Origin of the sequence: Mycobacterium sp. ITM-2016-00316 (assembly GCF_002968335.2) — a bacterium.
Classification (GTDB): Bacteria; Actinomycetota; Actinomycetes; order Mycobacteriales; family Mycobacteriaceae; genus Mycobacterium.
On the sequence record NZ_CP134398.1, the window covers coordinates 574,714 to 599,104 of the forward strand.

25 protein-coding genes and 1 pseudogene are annotated in these 24,391 nt (G+C 68.2%); 14 read left to right on the forward strand and 12 right to left on the reverse strand.

Annotation, left to right across the window (positions count from 1 at the left end; translation table 11 throughout):
- Positions 1-5: 5 nt before the first annotated feature.
- Positions 6-494, reverse strand: coding sequence for a lipoprotein LpqH (locus C6A86_RS02665; protein ID WP_158263287.1), 489 nt, complete (start codon positions 492-494; stop codon positions 6-8).
- A gap of 100 nt (positions 495-594) precedes the next feature.
- Here C6A86_RS02665 and fbaA point away from each other — a divergent pair, with 100 nt between their 5' ends.
- Positions 595-1,632 (forward strand): class II fructose-bisphosphate aldolase, encoded by a 1,038-nt coding sequence (fbaA, locus tag C6A86_RS02670; RefSeq protein ID WP_105364314.1) that lies wholly within the window; start codon positions 595-597, stop codon positions 1,630-1,632.
- On the opposite strand, the gene C6A86_RS02675 is transcribed toward fbaA, so the two are convergent.
- Complete coding sequence (locus C6A86_RS02675) at positions 1,629-3,101, reverse strand: PPE domain-containing protein (RefSeq protein WP_105364315.1); 1,473 nt, start codon at positions 3,099-3,101, stop codon at positions 1,629-1,631. The genes fbaA and C6A86_RS02675 overlap by 4 nt on opposite strands.
- A gap of 111 nt (positions 3,102-3,212) precedes the next feature.
- Positions 3,213-3,923: a DUF4878 domain-containing protein gene (locus C6A86_RS02680; RefSeq protein ID WP_105364296.1), complete on the reverse strand. Its 711-nt coding sequence runs from the start codon at positions 3,921-3,923 to the stop codon at positions 3,213-3,215.
- A gap of 80 nt (positions 3,924-4,003) precedes the next feature.
- Between C6A86_RS02680 and C6A86_RS02685 the strand changes: the two genes are divergently transcribed.
- Complete coding sequence (locus C6A86_RS02685) at positions 4,004-4,420, forward strand: DUF3151 domain-containing protein (protein ID WP_105364295.1); 417 nt, start codon at positions 4,004-4,006, stop codon at positions 4,418-4,420.
- Here the strand turns inward: C6A86_RS02685 and C6A86_RS02690 are convergent.
- The 3 genes and pseudogenes from C6A86_RS02690 to C6A86_RS02700 form a co-directional block, all read right to left on the reverse strand.
- The gene (locus tag C6A86_RS02690; RefSeq protein WP_105364294.1) at positions 4,417-5,313 is read right to left on the reverse strand and encodes a cation diffusion facilitator family transporter; all 897 of its coding nucleotides are present in this window, start codon (positions 5,311-5,313) and stop codon (positions 4,417-4,419) included. The genes C6A86_RS02685 and C6A86_RS02690 overlap by 4 nt on opposite strands.
- A gap of 40 nt (positions 5,314-5,353) precedes the next feature.
- Positions 5,354-6,133, reverse strand: coding sequence for a site-2 protease family protein (locus tag C6A86_RS02695; RefSeq protein ID WP_105364293.1), 780 nt, complete (start codon positions 6,131-6,133; stop codon positions 5,354-5,356).
- Between the two features lie 72 nt (positions 6,134-6,205).
- Positions 6,206-6,882 (reverse strand): annotated as a pseudogene (locus C6A86_RS02700) (peptidase M50).
- A gap of 69 nt (positions 6,883-6,951) precedes the next feature.
- On the opposite strand from C6A86_RS02700, the gene C6A86_RS02705 reads away from it, so the two are divergent.
- From C6A86_RS02705 to C6A86_RS02715, 3 genes are read left to right on the forward strand one after another with little or no spacing between them, the layout of a single operon-like run.
- Positions 6,952-8,241 (forward strand): adenylosuccinate synthase, encoded by a 1,290-nt coding sequence (locus tag C6A86_RS02705; protein ID WP_105364291.1) that lies wholly within the window; start codon positions 6,952-6,954, stop codon positions 8,239-8,241.
- A complete protein-coding gene (locus C6A86_RS02710; RefSeq protein ID WP_105364290.1) occupies positions 8,238-8,882 on the forward strand; it encodes a PaaI family thioesterase in 645 nt (214 codons plus the stop codon). Before C6A86_RS02705 ends, C6A86_RS02710 begins: the two co-directional genes overlap by 4 nt.
- Positions 8,883-8,900: 18 nt before the next feature.
- Positions 8,901-9,590, forward strand: coding sequence for a hypothetical protein (locus C6A86_RS02715; protein ID WP_105364289.1), 690 nt, complete (start codon positions 8,901-8,903; stop codon positions 9,588-9,590).
- Positions 9,591-9,597: 7 nt separating this feature from the next.
- Here the strand turns inward: C6A86_RS02715 and C6A86_RS02720 are convergent, their stop codons facing one another.
- From C6A86_RS02720 to C6A86_RS02740, 5 genes are all read right to left on the reverse strand, one after another.
- On the reverse strand, positions 9,598-11,283 hold the full coding sequence (locus tag C6A86_RS02720; RefSeq protein ID WP_311101019.1) for a DUF222 domain-containing protein: 1,686 nt from the start codon (positions 11,281-11,283) through the stop codon (positions 9,598-9,600).
- Between the two features lie 197 nt (positions 11,284-11,480).
- The gene (locus tag C6A86_RS02725; protein WP_105362425.1) at positions 11,481-11,672 is read right to left on the reverse strand and encodes a ferredoxin; all 192 of its coding nucleotides are present in this window, start codon (positions 11,670-11,672) and stop codon (positions 11,481-11,483) included.
- A 2-nt stretch (positions 11,673-11,674) separates the two neighbouring features.
- Positions 11,675-12,880, reverse strand: coding sequence for a cytochrome P450 (locus C6A86_RS02730; RefSeq protein WP_105362426.1), 1,206 nt, complete (start codon positions 12,878-12,880; stop codon positions 11,675-11,677).
- 9 nt (positions 12,881-12,889) lie between these two features.
- On the reverse strand, positions 12,890-13,696 hold the full coding sequence (locus tag C6A86_RS02735) for an alpha/beta fold hydrolase (RefSeq protein WP_233212926.1): 807 nt from the start codon (positions 13,694-13,696) through the stop codon (positions 12,890-12,892).
- A gap of 10 nt (positions 13,697-13,706) precedes the next feature.
- Positions 13,707-15,683 (reverse strand): MMPL family transporter, encoded by a 1,977-nt coding sequence (locus tag C6A86_RS02740; RefSeq protein ID WP_105362427.1) that lies wholly within the window; start codon positions 15,681-15,683, stop codon positions 13,707-13,709.
- Positions 15,684-15,738: 55 nt separating this feature from the next.
- Here C6A86_RS02740 and C6A86_RS02745 point away from each other — a divergent pair, with 55 nt between their 5' ends.
- Positions 15,739-16,203: a MarR family winged helix-turn-helix transcriptional regulator gene (locus C6A86_RS02745; RefSeq protein ID WP_311101020.1), complete on the forward strand. Its 465-nt coding sequence runs from the start codon at positions 15,739-15,741 to the stop codon at positions 16,201-16,203.
- Here the strand turns inward: C6A86_RS02745 and C6A86_RS02750 are convergent.
- On the reverse strand, positions 16,190-17,770 hold the full coding sequence (locus C6A86_RS02750) for a Na+/H+ antiporter (RefSeq protein WP_105362429.1): 1,581 nt from the start codon (positions 17,768-17,770) through the stop codon (positions 16,190-16,192). The genes C6A86_RS02745 and C6A86_RS02750 overlap by 14 nt on opposite strands.
- A 24-nt stretch (positions 17,771-17,794) precedes the next feature.
- Here C6A86_RS02750 and C6A86_RS02755 point away from each other — a divergent pair, with 24 nt between their 5' ends.
- From C6A86_RS02755 to C6A86_RS02790, 8 genes are all read left to right on the forward strand, one after another.
- Positions 17,795-18,109: a UBP-type zinc finger domain-containing protein gene (locus C6A86_RS02755; RefSeq protein WP_105362430.1), complete on the forward strand. Its 315-nt coding sequence runs from the start codon at positions 17,795-17,797 to the stop codon at positions 18,107-18,109.
- Positions 18,110-18,132: 23 nt separating this feature from the next.
- On the forward strand, positions 18,133-19,338 hold the full coding sequence (purT, locus tag C6A86_RS02760) for a formate-dependent phosphoribosylglycinamide formyltransferase (protein WP_105362431.1): 1,206 nt from the start codon (positions 18,133-18,135) through the stop codon (positions 19,336-19,338).
- On the forward strand, positions 19,335-19,772 hold the full coding sequence (locus tag C6A86_RS02765) for a lumazine-binding protein (protein WP_105362432.1): 438 nt from the start codon (positions 19,335-19,337) through the stop codon (positions 19,770-19,772). Before purT ends, C6A86_RS02765 begins: the two co-directional genes overlap by 4 nt.
- A gap of 16 nt (positions 19,773-19,788) precedes the next feature.
- Complete coding sequence (locus C6A86_RS02770; RefSeq protein WP_105362433.1) at positions 19,789-20,220, forward strand: rhodanese-like domain-containing protein; 432 nt, start codon at positions 19,789-19,791, stop codon at positions 20,218-20,220.
- Positions 20,217-21,440: an O-succinylhomoserine sulfhydrylase gene (locus tag C6A86_RS02775; RefSeq protein WP_105362434.1), complete on the forward strand. Its 1,224-nt coding sequence runs from the start codon at positions 20,217-20,219 to the stop codon at positions 21,438-21,440. Before C6A86_RS02770 ends, C6A86_RS02775 begins: the two co-directional genes overlap by 4 nt.
- A 3-nt stretch (positions 21,441-21,443) precedes the next feature.
- Entirely contained in the window at positions 21,444-21,848 is a 405-nt protein-coding gene (locus tag C6A86_RS02780) for a hypothetical protein (RefSeq protein WP_105362435.1), read from the forward strand.
- 7 nt (positions 21,849-21,855) lie between these two features.
- The gene (locus tag C6A86_RS02785) at positions 21,856-22,779 is read left to right on the forward strand and encodes a LysR family transcriptional regulator (RefSeq protein ID WP_233212927.1); all 924 of its coding nucleotides are present in this window, start codon (positions 21,856-21,858) and stop codon (positions 22,777-22,779) included.
- A gap of 104 nt (positions 22,780-22,883) precedes the next feature.
- A complete protein-coding gene (locus C6A86_RS02790; RefSeq protein WP_105362436.1) occupies positions 22,884-24,386 on the forward strand; it encodes an APC family permease in 1,503 nt (500 codons plus the stop codon).
- The last annotated feature ends 5 nt before the right edge of the window (positions 24,387-24,391 follow it).

Consider the following 24,391-nt stretch of genomic DNA (forward strand, 5'->3'; position numbering starts at 1 on the left):
ACGGCTCACGGGCAGGCCACGGCGATCTGATAGCTGGACGCGACGACCCGCGCCGGGTCCGACGAATCGGTCCCGCTGCCCGACCCGGAGACGATGACCGTGGGGCCGTTGCGATAGGCGGTGGGCGCCTCGCTCCCGGTGCCGGTGGCGTAGCCCAGAGCGACGCCGCCGACGTCGCCGATGGTGACCGACCTCACCGTCGGCTCGGCGTCATCGGTGACGATCACGCTGACGCCCAGAGAGCTCTCCCCGACGCTGATCGTGGTGAGCCCGTCGTCGGTGGAACAACTCACCGGACCGGTGGGGCCGGTGTCCCCGTTGACGATGACCTGGGCCCGCCCCGGGGCGACGGACCTGGCCAACTCGGGTTCCGGCGGTGGTTTGGGTGCTGCGACGGGGGTGGATATCGGTGTGGAAGGCGCGGCGGGAGCGCATCCGACGGCGGCTGTCGATGCCACCGCCGCCAGCAGGATCAGGACCGGTATGGCGCGCACTTCGTCCACGGTAAACGGTGAAGGCGGCATCCGCCCTGCCGCTGTTGTCGCTTTATTGAGATACTGCCGGGGAAAGCGCTCGCGACCCAGGAGGAAGTCCATGCCCATCGCCACGCCCGAGGTATACGCCGAGATGCTGGGCCGTGCCAAGGAGCACTCGTTCGCCTTCCCGGCCATCAACTGTGTCGGGTCGGAGAGCATCAACGCCGCCATCAAGGGCTTCGCCGACGCGGGTAGCGACGGGATCATCCAATTCTCCACCGGTGGTGCGGAATTCGGATCCGGCCTCGGCGTCAAGGACATGGTGACCGGCGCCACCGCGCTTGCCGAGTTCGCCCACGTCGTCGCCGCCAAGTACCCCATCACGGTGGCCCTGCACACCGACCACTGCCCCAAGGACAAGCTGGACACCTTCGTCCGGCCGCTGCTGGCGATCTCCGCCGAGCGCGTGGCCAAGGGCCAGAACCCGCTGTTCCAGTCGCACATGTGGGACGGCTCGGCGGTGCCCATCGACGAGAACCTGCAGATCGCGCAGGAACTGCTCAAGCTGTCGGCCGAAGCCAAGATCATCCTGGAGATCGAGATCGGCGTGGTCGGCGGCGAGGAAGACGGCGTCGAGGCCGAGATCAACGACAAGCTCTACACCACGCCCGAGGACTTCGAGAAGACCATCGACGCGCTCGGCGTCGGCGAGAACGGCAAGTACCTGCTGGCCGCCACGTTCGGCAATGTGCACGGCGTCTACAAGCCGGGCAACGTGAAGCTGCGTCCCGACATTCTGGAGCAGGGCCAGAAGGTGGCCGTCGCCAAGCTGGGTCTGCCCGAGGGCAGCCAGCCGTTCGACTTCGTGTTCCACGGCGGATCCGGTTCGCTGAAGTCCGAGATCGAGGATTCGCTACGCTTCGGCGTGGTGAAGATGAACGTCGACACCGACACCCAGTACGCCTTCAGCCGGCCCATCGCCGGGCACTTCTTCACCAACTACGACGGTGTGCTGAAGGTCGACGGCGAGGTCGGCAACAAGAAGGCCTACGACCCGCGCAGCTACCTGAAGAAGGCCGAAGCCGGGATGACCGAGCGCGTCATCGAGGCGTGCAACGACCTGCACAGCGCCGGCCGTTCGGTGTCCGCCGGCTAGTTCTCCTCGTCCGGGCGCCAGCCGCCCGGCAGCATCGGGCTGACCGCCGCGCCGCCGAACTGATCGGTGTGCACGGTGGTCAGCCCCTTTGCGTCGATACCGCTGCGCTGTGAGGTGCCGATCCAGGATTCGGGCCGCCGCTCGGGTTCGGGTTCGGGGTCCTCGGGTTCATAGTCGGCGTAGGCGTCGGCATACGCGCGGTCCTCGATGACCGCCGCCTTCTTGCGGCGCCGTTTGCGTTGCGCCACCGAGGACGCCGCGATCCCGGCCGCGGCGGCCGGAATGCCCTCGGCCGGTGCCTGCGCGCTGTTGTGATCCCGCAGCGTCGGCGTGAACCCTTCGCCGGGATCGCTGCCGGCCACCGCGTACGGGACCAGCGGCGCGGCGACGGTGGCCGCCGGTGCCGCAGGTGCGGCCGCCGTCGCGGAACCCGCCGGAGCGCCCGCGGCGGCCGTGGCCGGCGCACCACCGCCCGGGAACGCCGCGGGTGCGAGCTGCTGTTGCTCGCCCCGTGGCTGCGCGGCCGGCTCGCCCAGATCCAGCGGCGGCAGGTCCTGGAACTTCATCAGCTCGTTGAACAGGTACGCGCCGACCCCGATGAGAACGCCGAGCGCGGTGGCGGCCATCAGGGGCAGCAGCAGGATGGACGGATAGGTGACCGACGCGCCCACCCAGGAGATCGCCTGATAGGCGACGGCGGCCAGAAACGGGCCGTAGGCGTTGAGTGCTGCACCGGGATTGGTCAGGAAGTCCCTGATGAGGGCGAGGCTGTTGCCCAGCGGGTCCTGCAGGAAATCCCAGATCAGGTCACCGCCGGGCACCGAGTCCAGGTATCCGCGCAACGCGTCGGCGATCGCATTCGACGAATTCAGTGCCGCGGCCGCGTCGGCGGCCTGGGGTTGGGCGCTCAGCGCGCCGGCCATCGCGGCGCCCATCTCGCCGGCACCTGGGAGCAGCACCGGCGGCGGGGGCGCGGTGACCGGTCCGGCGGTCACCGCGGCGGTCGACACCGCCTGGTAGGTGCTCATCGTGGTGGCGGCCTGCACCCACATCCGTACGTAGTCGGCCTCGTTGACCGCGATCGGGATGGTGTTGATACCGAAGAAGTTGGTGGCCATCAGCGCACCGCGGGTGGCGTGGTTGAGCGCCAGTTCGGGCAGCGTGGGCATGGTCGCCAGAGCCGTTGTGTAGGCGGCGGCCGCGGTCTCGTGCTGCGCCGCGGTGGCGGCACTGTTCGCGCTCGCCTGCGCCAGCCAGCCCAGGAACGGGGAGTGCGCGACGACGTACTGCTGCGCGCTCGGGCCCTCCCACGCGCCGGCCTGCACGGTGCCCAGGGTGGCCGTCAGGTCGGCCGCTGCGGTGGCGTAGTCGATGCTCAGCTGATGCCAGGCCGCCGCGGCGGCAAGCAGTGGGCCCGCGCCGGGACCGCTACTCAGCAGCGCTGAATGGACCTCGGGTGGCAATGCCATCCACATCATGGAAGCGACTATGACACAGGCAAACTCGCTATCAGTCGCCCAGGTCTTCGATTGGGCTGTGCGGCACTCAGTTTGCCGGGTGACCGAAATCTGGGTCGGGGGTCACCCGTTCTGGCAGATCTTCCACTGGTCGTCACGGAACTGGAGGTCGAAGCTCCGGGTGGAACGCGTCTGCGGCGCATTGGCCATGAAGGTGGTGACATTCGCCTCGGCGTGGTCGTTCTCCACGACGACCTCGTCGATGCTGGCCACCACCGGGTACTGCTTGGCGGCCGCGACCCGCTTGTGGGTCTCGGCCCAGGAGCGGTCGTCGTACTGGACGTAGCTCTCCCTGGTCGCGCCGCAGGTGATACCGCGCAGCGCCGCCAGGTCGCCCTTCTGGATGGCGATGTCGAAGCTCTCGATGGTCGAACGGACCTGGTCTTCCTGCGATGTGGCGTTGGCGCCACCACGGGTCAGCAGTACCGTGCCCAGCACCGCGAGCGCCACCAGCGCCGAGATCACCAGCACGACGGCGATCACCCAGCCCCAGCTACGCCGGGCACGTGGCGGCTTGGGTGCGTCATCGCGCGGCGGGATCACCTGCGGCGCAGCCGCTTTGGAGCTGTCGGCGAACGCGGTGCTGTCGATCATCTCGGTGGGTTCGCCCGCGGCGAAGATCTCGGTCGGGGGCTCGGGCACCGACTGGATGATCTGGGTGGATCCGTCGAAGCCCGACGGCGCGGTGAACCGGCGCTCCGACGAATCGTCGGATTCCGGCGCATCCGGGTCGGGTTCCTGCTTGCCGCCTTCGGGCTCTGTTGGGTTCGACATCCCTACTGCAGTCCTCCCTCGTGATGCTTCAACGCAAGCCTAATCACAGCCGGCGTACGCCCGCACGGCACAATAGGCCTATGACGCGAATGGGCGACCTGCTGGGGCCGGATCCGGTGCTGCTGCCGGGCGATACGGAAGCTGAAGGCGAACTGGAGGCCGGCGAGAAGGCTGCCATCGTCGCCGCGGCGCACCCGAGCGCCTCGGTGGCGTGGGCCACGCTCGCCGAGCAGGCGCTGTCGGAGGATCATCCAGTGGCCGCTTACGCGTATGCCCGCACCGGGTATCACCGCGGACTCGACCAGCTGCGTCGCAACGGCTGGAAGGGCTTCGGTCCGGTGCCCTATGCGCACGAGCCGAACCGGGGCTTTCTGCGTTGCGTGGCGGCGCTCGCCCGGGCCGCCCAGGAGATCGGTGAGACACCCGAGTACGCGCGGTGCCTGGATCTGCTCGACGACTGCGACCCGTCCGCGCGCGCCGCGCTCGGGGTGAACTAGCAGTTCTTAGCGCCGCAATCGCCGACGCCGCCGGGCGGCTCGACCTGCACCGTGGCGTGTTCCAGACCGCGTGCGGCCAGCACCGCCTGGGCGTCCACCAGGACTCGGGCGGCGTCGTCGGTGCTGGTCAGATGCGCGGTGGCCATGTCGCGGCCGGGCACCAGCGTCCACACGTGCAGGTCGTGCACCTCGGTGACGCCGGGAACGTCGCGCAACGCGGTGCGCAATTCGTCGACGTCGATGTGGGCGGGTGACGACTCGCTGAGGATCCGCAGTGCGGCCCTGGCGAGGGCGAAGGCCCGCGGCAGCACCCACAGGGCGACCAAGACGGCCACGACGACGTCGGCGTACGGCCAGCCGGTGGTGACGGTGACGATGCCGGCGATCAGCACGCCGATGCTGCCGACGGTGTCGGCGACGACCTCCATGTAGGCGCCCTTGACGGCCAGGCTGTGCTCGGAGTCCGAGCGCAGCAGCAGCACCACGACGGCGTTGGCGGCCAGGCCGGCCAGCGCGACGACGATCAGCGGCACGCCGGGGACGGCGGGTGCATCCCCGAGGCGTTCGAAGGCCTCGTACAGGATGAATCCGGCGACACCCAGCAGCAGCGCGGCGTTGGCGACGGCGGTGAACACCTCGGCGCGGTGCCAGCCGTAGGTCCGGGCGGCGGAGGTGGATCCGCGGCGGGCCAGCAGCACGGCGGTCAGGCCCATGAACATCGCGACCAGGTCGGTCAGCATGTGCCCGGCGTCGGCGAGCAGCGCGATCGAGTTGATCCATAGCGCGGTGACCAGTTCCAGCACGAAGAACGCGGCGAGGATCGCCGCGCCGATGATCATCCGGCCGACGCGCGTGTCACCGCTGCCGTGGCTGTGGTCGTGTCCAGCTCCCATGCAGCCGAATATATGCGCAAAGTCGCATATGTTGCAAGACTCAGAGCCAGGCCGACCAGAACCGGGTCAGTCCGCCGCCGATCGACACCAGCGATCCGTTGATACCGGACAGGTCGACGAACCAGAACACCACCGCGAAGAACACCTGGTTGAGCTGCGGCACCAGCAGCACCACGAGCAGGATCAGGAAACCCCAGCCCTTGACGGGTTCCAGCGCGCGCTGGGTGTCCGGTTTGAGGTGCGGTTCCAGCGCGCCGTACCCGTCCAGGCCGGGGATCGGGAGCAGGTTCAGCAGCACCGCGGTCACCTGCAGGAAGCCCAGGAAGGCCATCCCACCCCAGAACACCAGATGGGCCGGGTCGTAGAACAGGCTCACGGCCGTCAGCAGCAGGACCGCCAGCACCACGTTGGCCAGCGGGCCGGCCAAACTGACCTGGGTGCGCTGCCGTGCCGTCATCCAGCCCGTGCGCACATAGACCGCACCGCCGGGCAGCCCGATACCGCCGAGGGCGATGAACAGCAGCGGCAACCCGAGCGAGAGCATCGGGTTGGAGTACTTCAGCGGGTTCAGCGTCAGATAGCCGCGCACCGCGACGTCGTGGTCACCGAACTTCCACGCGGTGTAGGCGTGCCCGAACTCGTGCAAGCACAACGACACCAGCCAGCCCGCGACCACCAGGACGAACACCGCGGCATAGGAGAGCGGTTCGATGGCGTCCCCGCAGAACCAGGCCAGCCCGCCGCCGGCGAGTGTGAGCGCGACGATCCCCAGGAAGACCGGGCTGGGTCGTACCGACTGGTGCAGCGGACGGATGTTCACGTGTCGACGCTACCGGGTTGCTGCGCTCGTCACCGGACGGTGTTGTATGCGCCGGCCTCCTCGCTGCGCTCGTCACCGGACGGCCAGCCAGCCCTCCGTGTGCCGGTAGAACGTCGACCGCCGCACCGTGCGGGTGCTCAGGTCGCCGTCACGGACCACGAGCGCTCCGGTGGTCCCGAGCTGCGCGGCGCGCCCGGTCACCCAGCGCCTGGGCCGCATGCGCGGGGACAGCACCGCCGCGCGCAGCCCGGGCATCGTCCCGATCGGCTCGATCCGCACGGCGGTGGCCTCGCCGTCGAACAGCACGGTGTCATCGACGACGGCCTCGCCGTGCAGCGTGGCCGGTGGCGTGCCCTTCTGAGCCTGGTCTCGCCGACCCAGAGCCCGGCACCGACGAGCGCGCGCCCGGAGTCGTCGCGGATCAGCGGCACCCGGGTGGCGTCGTGGTCGAGGGCCGCGCGGACCGCGCGCCGACCGGTCGGCAGCCCGTGGGCGCGGGTGGCGGCCGTGCGCCAACGGGGTACGTAGGCCACCTCGACACCCAGATTTTCGGCCTTCAACAGGGTGGTGAGCACCGCGGCGAGGTCGGAGTCGGCGCCGATCACGACGACGCGGCGGGCGGTCACAGCGGCCTTGATCTGATCGGCTTCCTGCACCGTCACCGCAGGTAGATGGCCTAAAGCGCGGGGTGCTCGACGCCCGCCGAACAACAACACTGCGCAATCTGGCCGGCCGTTTGTGGTGGTCAAGGCCTCTCCTATGGCTCCGCTCGGATAGGGTGGGTCACCGGCTGCATCACTTTAAGCGGGAGAAATGCCATGCCGGCAATCGTGCTCATCGGCGCCCAGTGGGGCGACGAGGGCAAAGGTAAAGCCACCGATCTACTCGGTGGGCGTGTGCAATGGGTAGTTCGCTACCAGGGCGGTAACAACGCGGGTCATACCGTGGTGTTGCCGACCGGGGAGAACTTCGCGCTGCACCTCATCCCCTCGGGCATCCTCACCCCGGGTGTCACCAACGTCATCGGCAACGGTGTCGTGGTCGACCCGGGCGTGTTGCTCACCGAGCTCTCCGGGCTCGAGGACCGGGGCGTGGACACGTCGGGGCTGCTGATCTCCGCCGATGCACACCTGCTCATGCCGTATCACGTCGCCATCGACAAGGTGACCGAGCGCTACATGGGCAGCAAGAAGATCGGCACCACCGGTCGCGGCATCGGACCCTGCTATCAGGACAAGGTCGCGCGGCTCGGAATCCGGGCGGCCGACGTTCTCGATCCCAGTCTGCTCGCCCAGAAGATCGAGGCGGCACTGGAGCTCAAGAACCAGATCCTGGTCAAGATCTACAACCGCAAGGCGCTCGACGCCGACGAAGTGGTGACCACGCTGCTGGAGCAGGCCGATGGGTTCAAGCACCGCATCGCCGATGCCCGCCTGCTGCTCAACCAGGCGCTGGAGAACGGCGAGACGGTACTGCTGGAGGGCTCGCAGGGCACCCTGCTCGACGTGGACCACGGCACCTATCCGTTCGTGACCTCGTCCAATCCGACCGCGGGCGGCGCGGCCGTGGGTTCGGGTATTGGGCCGACCCGCATCACCACGGTGCTGGGCATCCTGAAGGCCTACACCACCCGGGTGGGCTCGGGCCCGTTCCCGACGGAGCTGTTCGACGAGCACGGCGCGTACCTGGCCAAGACCGGTGGCGAGGTCGGTGTCACCACCGGCCGGCCGCGACGCTGCGGCTGGTTCGACGCCGTCATCGCCCGCTACGCCACCCGCGTCAACGGCATCACCGACTACTTCCTGACCAAGCTCGACGTGCTCTCCAGCCTGGAAACGGTCCCGGTGTGCGTGGGTTACACCGTGAACGGCAAGCGCACCGACGAGATGCCGATGACCCAGGCAGATATCGCCCGCGCCGAGCCCATCTACGAAGAGCTGCCCGGCTGGTGGGAGGACATCTCCGGAGCCCGCGAATTCGATGACCTGCCCGCCAAGGCGCGCGACTATGTGCTTCGGCTCGAAGAGCTTGCCGGAGCTCATGTTTCGTGCATCGGTGTGGGTCCCGGTCGGGAGCAGACCATTGTGCGCCGGGACATCCTGGCGTGACCGATTTCGGCCTGGACCCGCGGCGCGTCGACCCGCAGTACGACCGGCACGGCGGGTTCCCGTTGTTCGAGGCCGCCGATCCAGGGCCGGGTTTCGAGCGGTTCCTGACCGCCATGCGCCGGGCGCAGGACCTGGCGGTGTCGGCGAACCCGGACGGCGACACCTGGGCCGCTGCTGCGGACCGCGCCGAGGAACTGGTGGCGCTGCTCGAGCCGCATCAGGCCGCCGAGGGGGTCGGCCCGGCGAACCGGGTGCCTTCGTTGCCCGGTGCGGGCAGTCTGTTGATGCCGCCGTGGCTCGTCTCCAAGTTCGAGGCCGACGGTGTGGAGTTGACGGTGCAATTCAGCCGCTTCCACGTGGGCGGTAACCAGGCTGTGCACGGCGGTGTGCTGCCGCTGCTGTTCGATTCGGTGTTCGGCATGGTCATCCATGCGACGGGCCGGCCGATCAGTCGCACCGCGTTCCTGCATGTCGACTACCGCCGGGTGACGCCGATCGACACCCCGCTGACGGTGCGCGGCTGGTTGCGGGAAGCCGAGGGTCGCAAGGCGTTTGTGAACGCCGAATTGCTGGACGCCGACGGCAATGTGCTGGCCGAGAGCAATGGCCTCATGATCAGATTGCTCCCCGGCCAGCCGTAGCCGTGTCACCATGACGGCGTGACCACATACCCGTCGGACCGGCACCTTCGCAAGCTCACCACGCCGCGGGCGGCGGCGGTGGCCGGTGTGCTGTTCGCGCTGCTGTTCGGGACCGCGCTTGCGTTGATCCGGACTGCCCTGCCCGAGGGTGCCGAGCACGGATCGCAGTGGATTGCCGGGGCGAGTGGCCAGTTGAAGTTGGCTTCGGTGCTGATGCCGTTCGCCGGCATCACGTTCCTCTGGTTCATCGGCGTCATCCGTGACGGTTTCGGCGGCTATGAGGACAAGTTCTTTTCCACCGTGTTCATCGGCAGCGGATTGTTGTTCCTGGCAATGATGTTCGTGTCCTCGGCCGTCGGTGCGGGGCTGGTCGCCACCAGGGTCGGCCTGCCGGATGTGACCGTCCGCGATGAACTCGCGGTGTTCGGCCAAGGCATGCTCGAGAGCCTCACCACCACCTATGCACTGCGGATGGGGGCGGTGTTCATGATCTCGCTGGCCACCATCTGGCTTCGTACCGGTTTGATGCCGCGCTGGTTGGTCATCGTGACTTACCTTGTGGCGGTGAGCCTTCTGATTTCCGGTGGGGTCACCATGTGGGTGGTGCTGGCCTTCCCGCTGTGGGTTCTGGTGGTCAGCATGCTGCTTCTGACGCGGGCCGGAGTGATCGACCTGCACCATGAAGATCCGGACGGGCCGGATCGCTAAAAGAGCGCTAAAAGGGTGGGTCGCTGTCGCTTTCGGCGAGGGCGCGTTCGAGTTGGTTGCGTGCGCGTTCGGTGTTGATGCGCTGGGCCCGGTCTTGGGCGCGGGTGCGTTGCCGGATCGGCATCTTGGTGTCGCGGTCGGTGTCGTCGATGAGGCTGATCGCGCGTTTTCGGGGGATCGGTGTGTCAATGTTCCAGTGCGGGAACAGGATTGCCGCGCCGGGCGCTTTCTGGTAGCTGTGCCCGGTGGGTGCGCTCCAGTGGATGCTGCCGTCGGGTTTCGCTGCCGGTTCCCAACCACCGAAAGTCTTGACCAAATGGTGCAGACGGCACAGCGGCCCGAGGTTGCCCGGATGCGTCGCCCCGGCCGGCCACGGGATCAGATGATCGAGGTCGCAGCGGTGCGCGGCCCGGTTGCAGCCGGGGAAGCTGCAGGTCATGGCCCGCATGCGGACGAACGCGGTCAGCGCGGCCGAGGGCCGGTACTGCCGTTCGGCGGGTAGGTCGGCGATCTCGGCGAGGGGTTTGACGGTGGCGCCGCCGGCGATGAGTTCGGCGAGCATGGCGGCGGGGATGATGGCGCCATCGAGCATCACCGCGGGGCTGGGGTTGCAGGCCGCGGGCGCAGGGGGCTTGGTGCTGGCAGCCGGCGCGGCAGGCTCGGATGGTCCAGCGGGTTCGGACTTCGCGGCCGGTGTCTGCGGCTCGTGCTCGGGCGCAGCGGGTTCGGATTCCGCGGCCGGTGTCTGCGGCTCGCTCTCAGGTGTGCCGGGCTCGGCGGGCTCTTCCCCCGACTCTGCGGCGGGCTCGGAGTCCGGGGTGCCCGCAGCGCCGGGCGTGGTCTGCGGCGGGGTGTTCTCGCCGGCGGCGGGCGCCTGGTCGGTCAGCGCGTAGATGGTGATCGCGCCGGCGCGCGGATCCTTCCCGCTGCCCGCGCAGCCGGTGTCCCCGCACTCGCAGGCCAGCCGTTCCAGCGCCGGGCCGACCACACCCAACGCAGCCAGGGCCGCGGCGCGTAGTTCGCCGCGGCGGCGCGGATCACCTGCGCAGACGGTGTCGGCCAGGTCGTTGAGGCGTTGTTCGAGGATCTTTTTGTCGGTGATGCGCAGCCGTCCCCAGAACGAGGCGACACCGTTGGGGTCGTCCTTGTCGTCGAACTCGACGTAGAGGTCTTTGGCGGCCCGCCGCGAGCGCACGACGGCTTCGGGGTCGAACTTCTCCACCCACAGATCCACCGCGCCGATCAGTTGCTTCTCCGAATGCGCCCCATACTCGCCCGCTTCGGCGGAGATGGCGGTGTCGATCAACCCGAGCGCGTCCTCGTCGACGACCAGATGGGTGCGCCAAGTGATCGCATCGATCACCGTCGCCGAGATCGCACCGGTGGCGAACAGGGCCGCGGTGCGGGGTAGCCGGTCACGCAACGCCTGGGCGATGCGCATCTGCTTGGACGCCGCGTACGGATTCAGGTTGCAGGCCGCCGCGACCGCGGCCTGGGCCCACGCCCAGCCATCGATGACCTGGTGGGCAACGGTGTCGTCCTCGTCGTCACATTGACGGGCGACCACTTCGCCGATCAGTGCCAGCCGCTGCGCGGCCGCCCTGGCCTCGGTCTGGGTCATGGTCGTGACCGCGCAGATGAGCGCCTCATCGCTCAACGCGGCGAGTGCGACCCGATCCAAAATCTCGAACATATGTGCGATACTACCGGCGGGGTCGGACATTGACTGTCATGTCTCAAGACATCACAGGGTCGGACATTGACAGCAGGATTTTCCAGGCTGTGGATAACTAGGGTTTCGACCGTTTTACGTACGTGAAGCTGCTTCTGATCGGCGCGGTCGCGACCGCTGCCTCTCCGGCTCGCGGAAAGTGGACAACTAATCCACAACTATTCCAGCAGCTTCAACGCCGACGCGGGGCACAGCTTGACGGCCTCGCGGGCATGTTCCTCTTCACCGGCGGGCACCTCGTCGGTGAGCACCACCACCACGCCGTCGTCATCCTGATCGAACACCGCGTCGGCCACCATCACACAGTTGCCCGCGGTGATACAGGAGTCGTGGTCAGCTTCAACTTTCATCGTCACCACCTCACTGGGAGTGACCGTAGTCCGTAGATGAAGTGGAAGTCCCGGAACTCGACATCTTCGAAAGGTTCGGCCAAGGCCAACGCGGGAAAGCGCTTGAACAGCGCGGGAAAGGCGATGCGCATCTCCATCCGGGCCAGCGGCGCACCCAGACAGTGGTGCACTCCGTGGCCGAATGCGAGGTGCCCCGGCGCGCCCCGGCGCACATCGAACTCATCGGGCCGGTCGATGAACGCGGGGTCACGATTGCCCGCGGGCAACGACGCGAAGACCAGCGAACCCGAGGGGATGGCCACACCGGCCACCTCCATATCGGCGGTGGCGAACCGTGGAATGGCATGGTGCACCACCGACAACCAACGCAACAGCTCCTCCATCGCGGGCCCGATGGCATCCGGATCATCGCGCACCAGAGCCAGCTGGTCGGGCCTGCGCAACAGCGCAAGAGTGCCCAGCCCCAGCATGTTCGACGTCGTCTCGTGCCCGGCGAGCAGCAGCAACCCGGCGATACCGACCAGCTCGTCATCGCTCAGCGCATCGCCGTGCTCGCGCACGAGCATGCCGAGGATGTCCTCACCGGGAGTCTGCCGGGCCCGCTGCACCAGGCTGTGCATGTAGCTGCGGCTCTGCTGTTGCAGCTGCATGCGCTCCGCGATCGGCAGCGACAAATCGAGCTGGCGGGCCGAGCGGTGCTGAAAGTCATCCCGGTCGCCGTAGGGCACACCGAGCAGCTCGCAGATCACCAATGACGGTACAGGCAAGGCGAATTCGGCCACCAGATCGGCGGGTGCACCTCCGGCCGCCATCGCGTCCAGGTGCTCGTCGACGATCTCGGTGATCCGGGGCTCCAAGCGCTTCATCCGGCGGATGGTGAACTCGGGGGTGAGCAGCCTGCGCAACCGCTGATGCTCGGGTGGATCCTGGCCGAGCAGATTGCCCGCGCGCGTCCTGGCCAGTTCCTCCGTGGACATCTCCGGCGCCCCGGGCAGGGTGAAGCCCGGTGGACGCGCATTGGAGAAATGCTCGTGATCGGCGAGTACGGCTTTGACGTCGTCGTGCCGGGTCACCAGGTACACGGTGTTGCCGAGGGCGCTGACGACCGATTGCACGCCGGTTCCGTCGCGGATCGCTCCGAGTTCGGGAACCGGGTCGAAGCCGTTGCGCCGCATGTGGACCGGCGGCAGAACCGCTGCTTCTGTCATGCACACACGCTACGCGTTGAACACAAAGTCCTTGATCAGCGCGTTGACGAGGCGCGGATTCTCCAGGGCGGCCAGATGCGCGACGCCGTCCAGCACCGCGGTCGCCGCACCCGGAATGGCGTCGGCCATCTCCAGCGTCTCGGCGACCGGGAAGGTCGCATCCTCGGCGCCCGCCACCACGAGCACCGGGGTGCGCACCGTCGCGAGCAGCGCGCGTTGATCCGGCCGCCGCGGCACCACGCTGGTCACCGCCCAGGCGCTGGAGTCCAGGTCCACGGCGCGTGCGGCGTCCCGCACGAACGCCACCACGTCGGGCCGGTCGCGACATGTCGTCTGCCCGAGGAAGGCCTTGAGTACCTGTCCCGTCAACGGCCCGCGAATACCGCCGAGCAGCTTCGCCGTCCGCAACAGCAGCGCGTACTCGACACGCTGCCGCCGCCCGGCCGGTGACGCGGTGCAGTTCATCAGGACCGCCCGCCCGATCCGGTCCGGGTGCCGGGCGGCGAACGTGCCGCCGATCATGCCGCCCCAGGAATTCCCGATGACATGCGCCCGCTCAATGCCCAGTCCGTCCAGGACGTCCAGCACGGTCTGCGCGCAATCGTCGAAAGTGAATGTACCCGAGAGCTTTTCGCTGGCACCGTGTCCGGGGGGATCCACCAGGATCACCCGGTGATCACCCTGGAATGCCGCGGCCTGCCCGGCCCACATATCGCCGGTCATCAGCAGGCTCGGCCAGAACAGCATGGCCTCACCAGATCCGGCGGTCTGCACGCGCAGCCGTCCCAGCCGCGTCGCAACGGTCCGTGACTCCACGGCCACCACGCTAGCGTTCGGCGTGCAACCCCGGAGCCCAGATGCGCGGACCGATCAGGGTGAACAGCGCCGGGATGATCACCGTGCGCACCAGGAAGGTGTCCAGCAGGATGCCGAGGCCGACGATGATGCCGATCTGGGTCAGCACGATCAGCGGAAGCACGCCCAGCACGCAGAACACCGCGGCCAGCACGATGCCGGCACTGGTGATGACCGCACCGGTCGCGGACACGGCGCGCACGATGCCCTCCCGGTTGCCGAATTCCGGTGTCTCCTCGCGTGCCCGGGTCACCAGGAAGATCGTGTAGTCCACGCCGAGGGCGACCAGGAACAGGAAGGCGAACAGCGGGGTTCCGTTGTCCAGGGCCGGAAAACCGAACAGGTGCACGCTGGCCCAGCCGCCGATGCCCAGTGCGGCCAGTGCGCTCAGCACCGTCACCGACACCAGGACCAGTGGAGCCAGGGCGGAACGGAGCAACACGAACAGCACTACGAGCACCACCGCCAGGATCGCGGGGATGACGACCATCCGGTCACGCTGAGCGGCGGCGGCCGCATCGCGTGCCTTGGCGTCGGACCCGCCGACCAGGGCGTCGGGGCTGACGGATTGCACCGAACTGCGCAGCGCATCAACGGTGTCGAACGCCTCATCCGACGCCGGTTCAGCCTGCAGGACCACCTGCCATTGACTCAGGCCGGTGCCCGATTCTCCGGCCGGCCGGGCCGAGACCACCCCGGGTACTCCGGTGATGGCGGATGAGATCGCGGCGGCGTCAGCGGTGGGTGCGATCACGACGGCGGGATCGGTCAGCCCGCTCGGAAAGTGTTGAGCCAGCGTGTCATAACCGGTCACCGATTCGGCCTGGACGCGGAACTGTTCGGTCTGGGACAGCCCGACCGGCGTTGCGAGCAGACCGAAGCACAGCGCGACCAGCGCACCGAGTGCGCCGGTGGCCACCCAGCCCGGGCGTTGCGCCACCCAGGACGCCACCCGGTGCCACAGACCGCTGTCGGTCAGGGCCTTGTCGCAGACCTTCGGGATGAACGGCCAGAACAACTTCTTGCCGAAGAGGCCGAGGAACGGGGGCAGTACCAGCAGCACGAAGACGGCCGCGACCACCAGGCCCGAGGCGGCCTGCACCCCGAGGCTGCGGTTGCTGGGTGCCGACGCGAACGCCAGGGTGAGCAGCGCCAGCACGACCGTGGCATTGCTGGCGAGAATCGCGGGGCCGGCCGCGCGGGTGGCGACCCGCAGCGCCTCGCGGTGATCGGCTGAGCGGCCCAACTCCTCGCGATAGCGCGAGATGAGCAGCAGCGCATAGTTGGTGCCCGCGCCGAACACCAGCACGCTGGTGATACCACCGGTCGACCCGTCCGGGTTCAGGCCCAGGCCGGAGGCCACCGCGGTGCCGACCACGGAGCCGACCCGGTCGGCGAACGCGATCACCAGCAGTGGCACCAGCCACAGGACCGGGGAGCGGTAGGTGATGATCAGCAGCAGGGCCACCACCGCGGCCGTCACCGCGAGCAGGGTGATATTGGCTCCGGCAAAGGAATTCGCGATATCGGCACCGAAGGCCGGGCCGCCGGTCACCTGCGCCTGCAGGCCTTCCGGTAGCCGTTCGGCGGTCTGGGTGCGCAACTCGGAGACCGCGTCATTGAGGGCGAACCCGGACAGGTCGGTCGACAGCGGGGAGACCGACACCGCGGCGAGTCCGTCCTGCGACACCTGCGCGCCGGGGCCTGCCGCGGCGATGTCCGCCGGGCGTAGTGGGCCGCCGTCGGTCCGGGTGAACACGATGATGGCGGGAGCGCTGTCGCCGCCGGGAAATTCGGCCCGTAGGGCGTCGGCGCGGGCCGATTCCGCATCGGCGGGCACCGCCACCGGCGACTGTGAGGCGGAGTCCCCACCGCTGAGCAGGCCGAGGCCGGCGCCAGAGGCGACGATCACGAGTAACGCCACGAGCCAGGAGATGCGACTGGACATGCGCCAAATATTTCAGAAACTTAACGATTAATCAAGTGAAGGATATGCTCGACGGATGGAGCGGGAAGAACTCAAGGGGTTCATCGCCGGCGATGTGCGCGCCCTCACAGCGGAATCGGATCAGATCGGGCGCGAGTTCGCGAGCCGCAATGATCTGGCTGCCAATGATTTTCGTGCCCTGCTGTACATCATGGTCGCCGAATCTTCCGGGTCTCCGCTGACCGCGGGTGACCTGCGCACCTTGATGGGCACCTCGGCCGCGGCGATCACCTATCTGGTGGAGCGGATGATCTCGTCCGGGCATCTGCGCCGGGAGGCGCACCCCGATGACCGGCGCAAGGTGATCCTGCGCTACGCCGATCACGGTCTTGCGGTGGCCACCGACTTTTTCACCCCGCTGCAGCGCATCAATTCCGAGGCGCTGGCCGGTCTGCCCGACGCCGATCTCGATGCCGCGCATCGCGTGTTCACCGCCTTGATCGGGGCCATGCGCGAGTTCCGGGCGTCTAACGACGGTTGAGGGTGGCCTCTTCGAGGTCCAGGCCGCGCAGTACCTCGCGCAGCACCTCATCATCGATGTTCCCGGCGTCGCGCTCGGCGATGAAGGTATCGCGTTCGGCGGCAAGCATTTCCAGTCGCAAGCGACGAAACGCCGAAGCCGGGCTCTCGCCGATCTCGTCCTCGCCGCGGCCCAGCCGTTCCCATGCGGAGTTGCGCCGTGCGGTGTTCCACCTACGCAGCACCTCGGCGGCATCGTCGGTGACCGCGGGGGACTGGATGACGGTCCCGTCGGCGCGGTGGTGCTCGAGCAGTTCGTCGAGCCGGGCCGCCGCGGCCCGGGCCGCCTTGTCCTGCGCCGCGGCCTGGGCCAACGCATCGCGCTGTGCGTCGTCGCTGTGGATGCCGAATCGCCGGATCACCCACGGCAGCGTCAGCCCGTGCAACAGCAACGTGCCCACCACCACGACGAAGGTCAGGAACACCAGTTGCGGCCGGCCCGGGAACTGCGCACCCGACATCGTCGTCAACGGCACACCGAAGGCGGCGGCCAGCGACACCACCCCGCGCATCCCCGCCCATGCCACCACGAAGGCCTCGCCGGCCGCCGGCCGTGGGTTGCGCAGATAGGTGAATGCGAACACCCAGGCGATCCGCACCACGATGACGGTGGCCAGCACCGCCACCGAGGAGAGCGCGATCGCCGCCGCGGACAACCCGGACAACTGGCGCACCACTCCGGGCAGTTGCAGTCCGATCAGCAGGAAGGCGAACGACTCCAGGATGAGTTGCAGGGCCTTCCACACCGCGTCGTCCTGCAGCCGGGTGGCGTATCCGGCTTTCGTGGAACGCTGACCGAGCATGAGGGCGGCGACGACGACGGCCAGCACACCGGAGGCGTGCGCCTCCTCGGCCAGCAGGTAGATGACGAACGGTGCCACCAGACCGATGGCACTCTCGACCAACGGGTCGTCGAGCCGGGATCGGATGAAGGTGATGGCCGTCCCGGTGAGCACGCCCACGACGACGCCACCGGCGGCAGCCAGCACGAAGGTGCCCAGCCCCGACACCCAGCCGGCCGATGCCCCGATGGCCGCGGCCAGCGCCACCTTGTAGGCGGTCAGCGCGGTCGCGTCGTTGAGCAGGCTCTCCCCGCCCAGCAGTGTCATGATGCGCCGCGGCAGTCCGAGTCGGCGGCCCACCGCCGTCGCGGATACCGCGTCCGGTGGAGCCACGATCGCGCCCAGCACCAGCGCCGCGGCCAGCGTGAAATCGGGCACCACGTGATAGGCCACGACCCCGACGGCCAGTGTGGTGATCAGCGGCAGCACGACCGCCAGTGACCCGATGGAGCGCACATGACGACGCATGTTGAGATAACTGCTCTCCAGCCCCGCCGACCACAACAGTGGCGGCAGGATGACGAACAGCACCAGCTCGGGGTCGAGCTCGACCGTGTCGAGTCCGGGGATGGCGCTGGCCACCAGCCCGGCGACCACCAGTGCCAGTGGCGCCGAGACATCGAGTCGGCGGCTCACCGCGGCCAGCAGGACCGCGCCCACCAGAACTGCCAGCAGTGTCGCTGCCACGGCATCAACCTATCCTTGTTCCACATGCGCAAGAGTTCCCGACGCCGTTCGGCGGCAGCTGCGGCAGCCCCGGTTTCCTGCGAGCATCTTCACCACGCAGGAGGCATCGTAGATCCGGAGCCGTTGACCCCGGGACGCTGCCAGGAATGCGCACGCGACGGTGCGGGCGCCTGGGCGCATCTGCGGATGTGCCTGTCCTGCGGGCACGTCGGATGCTGCGATTCCAGCCCGCATCAGCACGCGACCGAACACTTCCGGCAGACCGGTCACGCGGTGATGCGTTCGGCGGAGCCCGGCGAGTCCTGGCGATGGTGCTATGTCGACAGCCGGATCGGCTGAGGATCTGGCAGGCTGGGTGAGCGATGACCAGACATGCTGAAGAGAGCGCAAGACCGGTGGTGATGCTGCTCGGGTCCGGTGAGGTGAGTCGTGAACTGACACTGTCATTCCAGCGTCTCGGCGCGACCGTCGTCGCGATCGATCGCTACGCCGGCGCACCCGCGCACCGGGTCGCGGATCGCAGCGCGGTGGTGCCGATGAACGATCCCGAGGCCTTGGGCGCGGCGGTGGAGCGGGAGCGCCCGGATTACGTCGTCGTCGAAGCGGGTGTGGTCGCCACCGACGCGCTGATCGCCATCGCAGAGACCGCCGAGGTCTTCCCCACACCGCGCGCCACCCGGCTGAGCCTGGACCGCGAGGGCCTGCGCCGCCTGGCCGCCGATGAGCTCGGCCTGCCGACGGCGCCGTTCTGGTTCGCCGGCTCGGCCGAGGAACTGTCCGCGGTCGCCGAGCACGCCGGGTTCCCGCTGGCGGTCACCCCGGTCGCCGGTACCCCGGGCGAGGGCCGGTCGGTGCTGCTGCGGCCCGAGGATGTCGAGCCGGCCTGGAACCGGGCCATCGCGGTGGGCCACCTCACCACCCCCAACAGGGTGATGGCCGAGACGGTCGTCGACGTCGACGACGAGGTCACCCTGTTGACGGTGCGGACCACCGGCCCGACCGGGCCGGCCGTGCACTTCTGCGAGCCGATCGGGCACCGGGTCGCCGAGGACGGCACGCTGGCGACCTGGCAGCCGCACCGGCTCAGCCCGGCCGCGCTGGATGCCGCCAAGTCGATCGCGGCCCGCATCGTGAACTCACTGGGCGGGCGCGGGGTGTTCGCGGTGGAACTGTTGGTGCGCGGCGACGAGGTGTACTTCTCGACGGTCCGGCCGCGGCCGGTCGACAACGCGTTCCTCACGGTGCGGACCCAGCGGCTCTCCGAGTTCGACCTGCACGCCCGGGCGATCCTGGGTCTGACGGTCGACACCATCATGATCTCGCCGGGGGCCGCCGAGATCGGCTATGCCGGTGACCAGACTTCCGTGCCGGCCGAGTCCGGCATCGTCGGGGTGCTCGCCGAGGCGCTGGCGGTGGCCGAGAGCGATGTGCTGCTGTTCGACCGGCTCGACGAGACCGATGGCAGGCACCGGTTGGGGGCCGCGATCGCCACCGCTCCCGACGTCGTCATCGCCAGGGACCGCGCGCAGCGCACCGCGGTGTCGCTGCGTAGGCTCTGGCAGTCGTGAGCGACGCACCCGAGGAACAGGACCGGCCCACCGCGGCGCCATTCCTGCTGGCCCTGGTCATCATCGTGGTTGTGATCACCGGGATTTTTGTGGTCAACCGCAGTGACGGTGACGGGGATCCCGAACAGATCGGGCGGGCCGTGGTCGCTCAGAACGATGCGCTGCAACGGCAGGACTACGCAGCCTTCCTGGCGAGCACCTGCGCCGCACAGCACGGCACCGAGGGCGAGGTGCTCGCCCGGCAACGGGATTCAGCTGCGCAGCGCGGGGAGCGCTACGTCGACGGCGCGAGCAATGTGAACGTCGACGGCGACACCGCCACCGCCACCGTCCGGTACCACTTCGGCGAGAACGAGGAGACCGAGGCCACCGTGGACATGTCCTTCGTGCGCGAGGACGGCAGCTGGAAGGTGTGCTCGGTTGGACCGGCCTAGCCGTTACGGTATTGGGGTGTCCACATCCGAGAGTCCGGGCTACGCCGGAGACATCACGCCTGAGCAGGCATGGGAGCTGCTGTCCGCCAATCCCGAAGCCGTGCTCGTCGATTGTCGTACCGAAGCCGAATGGCGTTTCGTGGGCGTCCCCGACCTGAGCTCGCTGCGACGCGACGTCGTCTATGTGGAGTGGACCAGGACCGACGGCTCCCACAATGACAACTTCGTCGACGACCTCGGCAAGGCCGGTATCGCCCCCGGGCAGCGCGCAGTCGTGTTCCTGTGCCGGTCCGGCAACCGATCCATCGGTTCGGCGATCACCGCCACCGAGGCCGGCATCGGCCCGTCCTACAACGTGCTCGACGGATTCGAGGGCAACCTCGACGCCAACGGCCACCGCGGCACCACCGGGTGGAAAGCGGTCGGCCTGCCCTGGACGCAGTCATGAGCAGTCCCGAAGAACATCAGGTGCCCTCGGTGCGGATTCCCGCACCGCTGCCCGACGGCGTCAGCCAGGCCACCATCGGGGTGCGCGGCGGCCTGCTGCGCTCCGGTTTCGAGGAGACCTCCGAGGCGATGTACCTGACCTCGGGCTACGTCTACTCCTCGGCGGGAGACGCGGAGAAGGCGTTCACCGGCGAGATCGACCGGTATGTGTACTCCCGCTACGGCAACCCGACCATCTCGATGTTCGAGGAGCGCCTGCGTCTCATCGAGGACGCGCCCGCCGCATTCGCCACCGCCACCGGCATGGCTGCGGTGTTCACCGCACTGGGCGCGCTGCTGGGCGCCGGTGACCGGCTGGTCGCCGCCCGCAGCCTGTTCGGTTCGTGCTTCGTGGTGTGCAGCGAGATCCTGCCGCGCTGGGGAGTCGAGACCGTCTTCGTCGACGGCGACGACCTGTCCCAGTGGGAAGAGGCGCTCAGCACGCCCACCCAGGCGGTGTTCTTCGAGACCCCGTCCAATCCCATGCAGTCGCTGGTCGATATCGCCGCGGTGTCCGAACTCGCGCATGCGGCCGGCGCAAAGGCGGTGCTGGACAACGTCTTTGCCACTCCGTTGCTGCAGCAGGGCATGCCGCTGGGTGCCGACGTGGTGGTCTACTCGGGCACCAAGCACATCGACGGCCAGGGGCGCGTGCTGGGCGGGGCGATCCTGGGCGACAAGGAGTACATCGACGGGCCGGTGCAGAAGCTGATGCGCCACACCGGTCCGGCGATCAGTGCCTTCAATGCCTGGACAATGCTCAAAGGCCTTGAGACGCTGGCGGTCCGGGTGGACTACGCGAACCGCTCGGCGCACCGCGTCGCCGAGTTCCTGGAGCAGCAGGCCGGGGTGAACTGGGTGAAATACCCCTTCCTGGAATCGCATCCGCAGTTCGATCTGGCCAAGCGGCAGATGCGTGGCGGCGGCACGGTGGTCACCTTCGAGCTGGATGGCGGTAAGGACCGTGCCTTCGAGGTGCTCGACAAGCTGAACATCATCGACATCTCCAACAACCTCGGTGACGCCAAATCGTTGATCACCCATCCGGCCACCACCACCCACCGGGCGATGGGCCCGGAGGGCCGCGCGGCGATCGGGCTGGGCGACGGCGTGGTGCGGGTCTCGGTCGGCCTGGAGGGCACCGAGGACCTGATCGCCGACCTGGACCAGGCGCTGAGCTGACCGGTGTCCAAACGCGGTGATGCGAAGAAGGCCCGGCGCCGCAAGCGCCTGGCAGGCACCCGGCGGGTACCCGACGCCATCGTCGCGCAGCTGGCCGCCATCCCGGACGGGATCGTCGCCGACCTGGCCGAGTTCGACGAACGGATCACCGCCCGCGACTGGACCTTTGACGAGGAACAGTCCGATGACGATTACGCGGTGTGGTTCTTCGAGCCCTCCGGCGCGGAGGTCGAGGACGGTCTGCCGGTGACCTCGCTGTGGCTGGACGCCGCCGAGGACGGCGCGATCGTGCGGGTGGTGCTGGTCGGCACCACCACCCAGCACCCGTTCACCCACGCCCAGCTGTTCGAGCACCTGGAATCCATCGAGACGTACCGGAACGGTGACCCGGTCCCGGAGTTCGGCTAGCGCTGTCGTGAGTGACCTGACGCTGCGGCAGCTGCGCTACTTCGCCGTCCTCGGCGAGGAGCTGAACTACCGTCGCGCGGCCGAGCGGCTGTTCATCACCCAGCCGGCGCTGTCCACCGCGATCAAACAGCTCGAGCAGGCCTTCGGGGTGGTGCTGCTCAACCGCAACACCCGCGAGGTCGCGCTCACCGATCTCGGTGCCGCGTGGTTGCCGCAGGTGCAGCAGGCGCTCTCCGGGATCGATGCGGTGGTGGCCAACCTGGTCACCCTGTCGGGAACCCGCCAGGGCAGGCTGCGGCTGGGTTATCTCATCGGCACCGGTGCCGATCTGCTGTTCCGCGTGGTCCGCCATTTCGAGGCCGCCTACCCGGAGGTCAGTGTCGAACCCATCGAGTTCGATTTCGCCGACCCCACCGCCGGACTGGCCGGCGGCACCACCGAGGTCGCGCTGATCCGCCCACCGGTGGATCTGCCCGAGCACCGCATGCTGGTGCTCGATTCCGAAACCTGGGTGGCCTGCCTGCCCCGGGATCATCCGCTGGCGGGCCGTCATGAGGTCGAGATCGCCGAGTTGCTCGACGACCCGATCGTCTGCGCGCCGCTGACCGCCGGACCGTGGCGGGACTACTGGATGGCGATGGACGCCCGCGGCAACCGGCCACCGACCATCGCGGCGGTCGCCGCCACCTACGAGGCCGAGACCACGTCCATCGCCCGCGGGCTGGGCATCAGCTTCACCACCTCGTCGGTGGCCCGGTTCTATGACCGACCCGGAATCGTCTACGTCCCGATCGTCGACCGCCCGCCCAGTCATGTCGCGCTGGCCTGGCATCCCGGCACCCTCAGCCCCCAAGCGGATGCCTTGATCAGGCATGTCCAGCAGAATTGGGGCTTCGACGACGGCGACGAAACGCCCCTCAACCAGCACTGATAAATATTGGTTATCAGAAGATCAAAAGATGGAACTTCCGGTGACGCCCCGGTGGCGATTGTCTGTCCTCAGACCCCTCACCCCTGCTCCGACCTGGAGATCCGATGACCGACACCCCCGTACGACCCACTGAATCCTCGGCGACCACATTGAACGCCGAGGATTCCAAGCTCGCCGAACTGGGTTACACCCAGAAGCTGGACCGCTCGGTCGGCACGCTGGCGTCTTTCGCCATCGGCTTCGCGACCATCAGTGCCACCACCGCGGTGTTCACCGGTTTCGGCGCCGGCTACTTCACCGCCGGTGCGCCGTTCGTGTGGACGCTGTTGCTCGCCGGCGCGGTGTTCGCGTTGTGGACCTTCATCGCCGCGGACCTGACCGCGAAACTGCCGCTGGCCGGCTACTCGTATCAGTGGATCAGCCGGATCAACGGGCCGAATCTGGCCTGGTTCACCGGATTCATCGCCCTGATGGGTTGGGTGTGCGGGATGACCGGCGTCGGGTTCATCCTGTCGGGCTATCTGGGCGGGCTGTTCGGCTGGAGCATGACGCAGACGACGCAGATCCTGCTGGCCATCGCCGTGGTGTTCGTCTGCGTGCTGATCAACATCTACGGTGTCCGGTTCGCGACCATGGTCAACAACATCGGCGTCAGCCTGGAACTGGTCATCACCGTCGGCGCCACCGCACTCATCGCCGTCATCGCGTTCTCCGCACCCGAGAACCACCAACCGATCTCGGTGCTGTTCACCGGCGGCGAGGCGGGCGACAAGGACTCCTACATGCTGGCCTGGCTGGCCGCCGCGCTCGGCCCGTTCTTCGGGCTCATAGGGGTGGAATCCGGCGCCGACGTCGCCGAGGAAACCAAGGACGCCCGCCGGGTCGTGCCCAAGACGATGTTCTATGCGCTGGTCACCTCGATCGTCATCGAGCTGCTGATGTACATCGTCTACGTGCTTGCCATCAAGGATCCTGCTGCGGTGGAAGCGAATTCGGCTGCACCGATCGAGGAGATCATCACCCAGCAGGCCGGCCCGGTCGTCACCAAGATCATCGTCGCCATCGCGCTGACGAACATCCTGGCCTGCCTGTTGGCCAACATCCTGGTCGCCACCCGGTTGACCTACTCGATGGCCCGCGACAACATGCTGCCCTTCTCCCATGTGTGGCGCCACGTTTCACCCACCCGCAAGACGCCGACCTACTCGATCATCGGCCTGGGCTGCCTGTCGACGCTGCTGCTGCTGTCGGCGATCGTGAACGAGAAGGCATTCAACTACATCATCGGCATCGCGTCGTTGCTGTTCTTCTTCGTCTACATCCTGCAGACCATCGGGTTGCTGGTCGGCTACCGCAAGGGCACCATCCCGGCGGGTGACCCCGGCACCTTCGACCTGGGCCGGTTCCGGCTGCCGATCTACATCACGGCGCTGGTCGTGTTCCTCAGCGTCGCCGTGACACTGCTGTTCCTGCCGCAGTTCACCAGCAACAAATGGGTGTTCCTCGGTGTCGTGGTGATCGCCGCGATCTGGTGGGCCACCGGCCTGAAGGCCCGCCTGGCCCGGGGCGACGCCGGCGTCGCATACGCCAAGACTCACAACTCCTGAAAGGA

Coding starts and splice junctions, on each gene's coding strand:
- C6A86_RS02705 (WP_105364291.1), top strand. CDS start 6,952: ATGCCGGCAATCGTGCTCATCGGCGCCCAGTGGGGCGACGAGGGCAAA.
- C6A86_RS02685 (WP_105364295.1), top strand. CDS start 4,004: ATGACGCGAATGGGCGACCTGCTGGGGCCGGATCCGGTGCTGCTGCCG.
- C6A86_RS02790 (WP_105362436.1), top strand. CDS start 22,884: ATGACCGACACCCCCGTACGACCCACTGAATCCTCGGCGACCACATTG.
- C6A86_RS02730 (WP_105362426.1), bottom strand. CDS start 12,880: ATGACAGAAGCAGCGGTTCTGCCGCCGGTCCACATGCGGCGCAACGGC.
- C6A86_RS02675 (WP_105364315.1), bottom strand. CDS start 3,101: ATGGCATTGCCACCCGAGGTCCATTCAGCGCTGCTGAGTAGCGGTCCC.
- C6A86_RS02755 (WP_105362430.1), top strand. CDS start 17,795: ATGCGCAAGAGTTCCCGACGCCGTTCGGCGGCAGCTGCGGCAGCCCCG.
- C6A86_RS02745 (WP_311101020.1), top strand. CDS start 15,739: ATGGAGCGGGAAGAACTCAAGGGGTTCATCGCCGGCGATGTGCGCGCC.
- fbaA (WP_105364314.1), top strand. CDS start 595: ATGCCCATCGCCACGCCCGAGGTATACGCCGAGATGCTGGGCCGTGCC.
- C6A86_RS02690 (WP_105364294.1), bottom strand. CDS start 5,313: ATGGGAGCTGGACACGACCACAGCCACGGCAGCGGTGACACGCGCGTC.
- purT (WP_105362431.1), top strand. CDS start 18,133: ATGACCAGACATGCTGAAGAGAGCGCAAGACCGGTGGTGATGCTGCTC.
- C6A86_RS02775 (WP_105362434.1), top strand. CDS start 20,217: ATGAGCAGTCCCGAAGAACATCAGGTGCCCTCGGTGCGGATTCCCGCA.
- C6A86_RS02740 (WP_105362427.1), bottom strand. CDS start 15,683: ATGTCCAGTCGCATCTCCTGGCTCGTGGCGTTACTCGTGATCGTCGCC.
- C6A86_RS02680 (WP_105364296.1), bottom strand. CDS start 3,923: ATGTCGAACCCAACAGAGCCCGAAGGCGGCAAGCAGGAACCCGACCCG.
- C6A86_RS02720 (WP_311101019.1), bottom strand. CDS start 11,283: ATGTTCGAGATTTTGGATCGGGTCGCACTCGCCGCGTTGAGCGATGAG.
- C6A86_RS02725 (WP_105362425.1), bottom strand. CDS start 11,672: ATGAAAGTTGAAGCTGACCACGACTCCTGTATCACCGCGGGCAACTGT.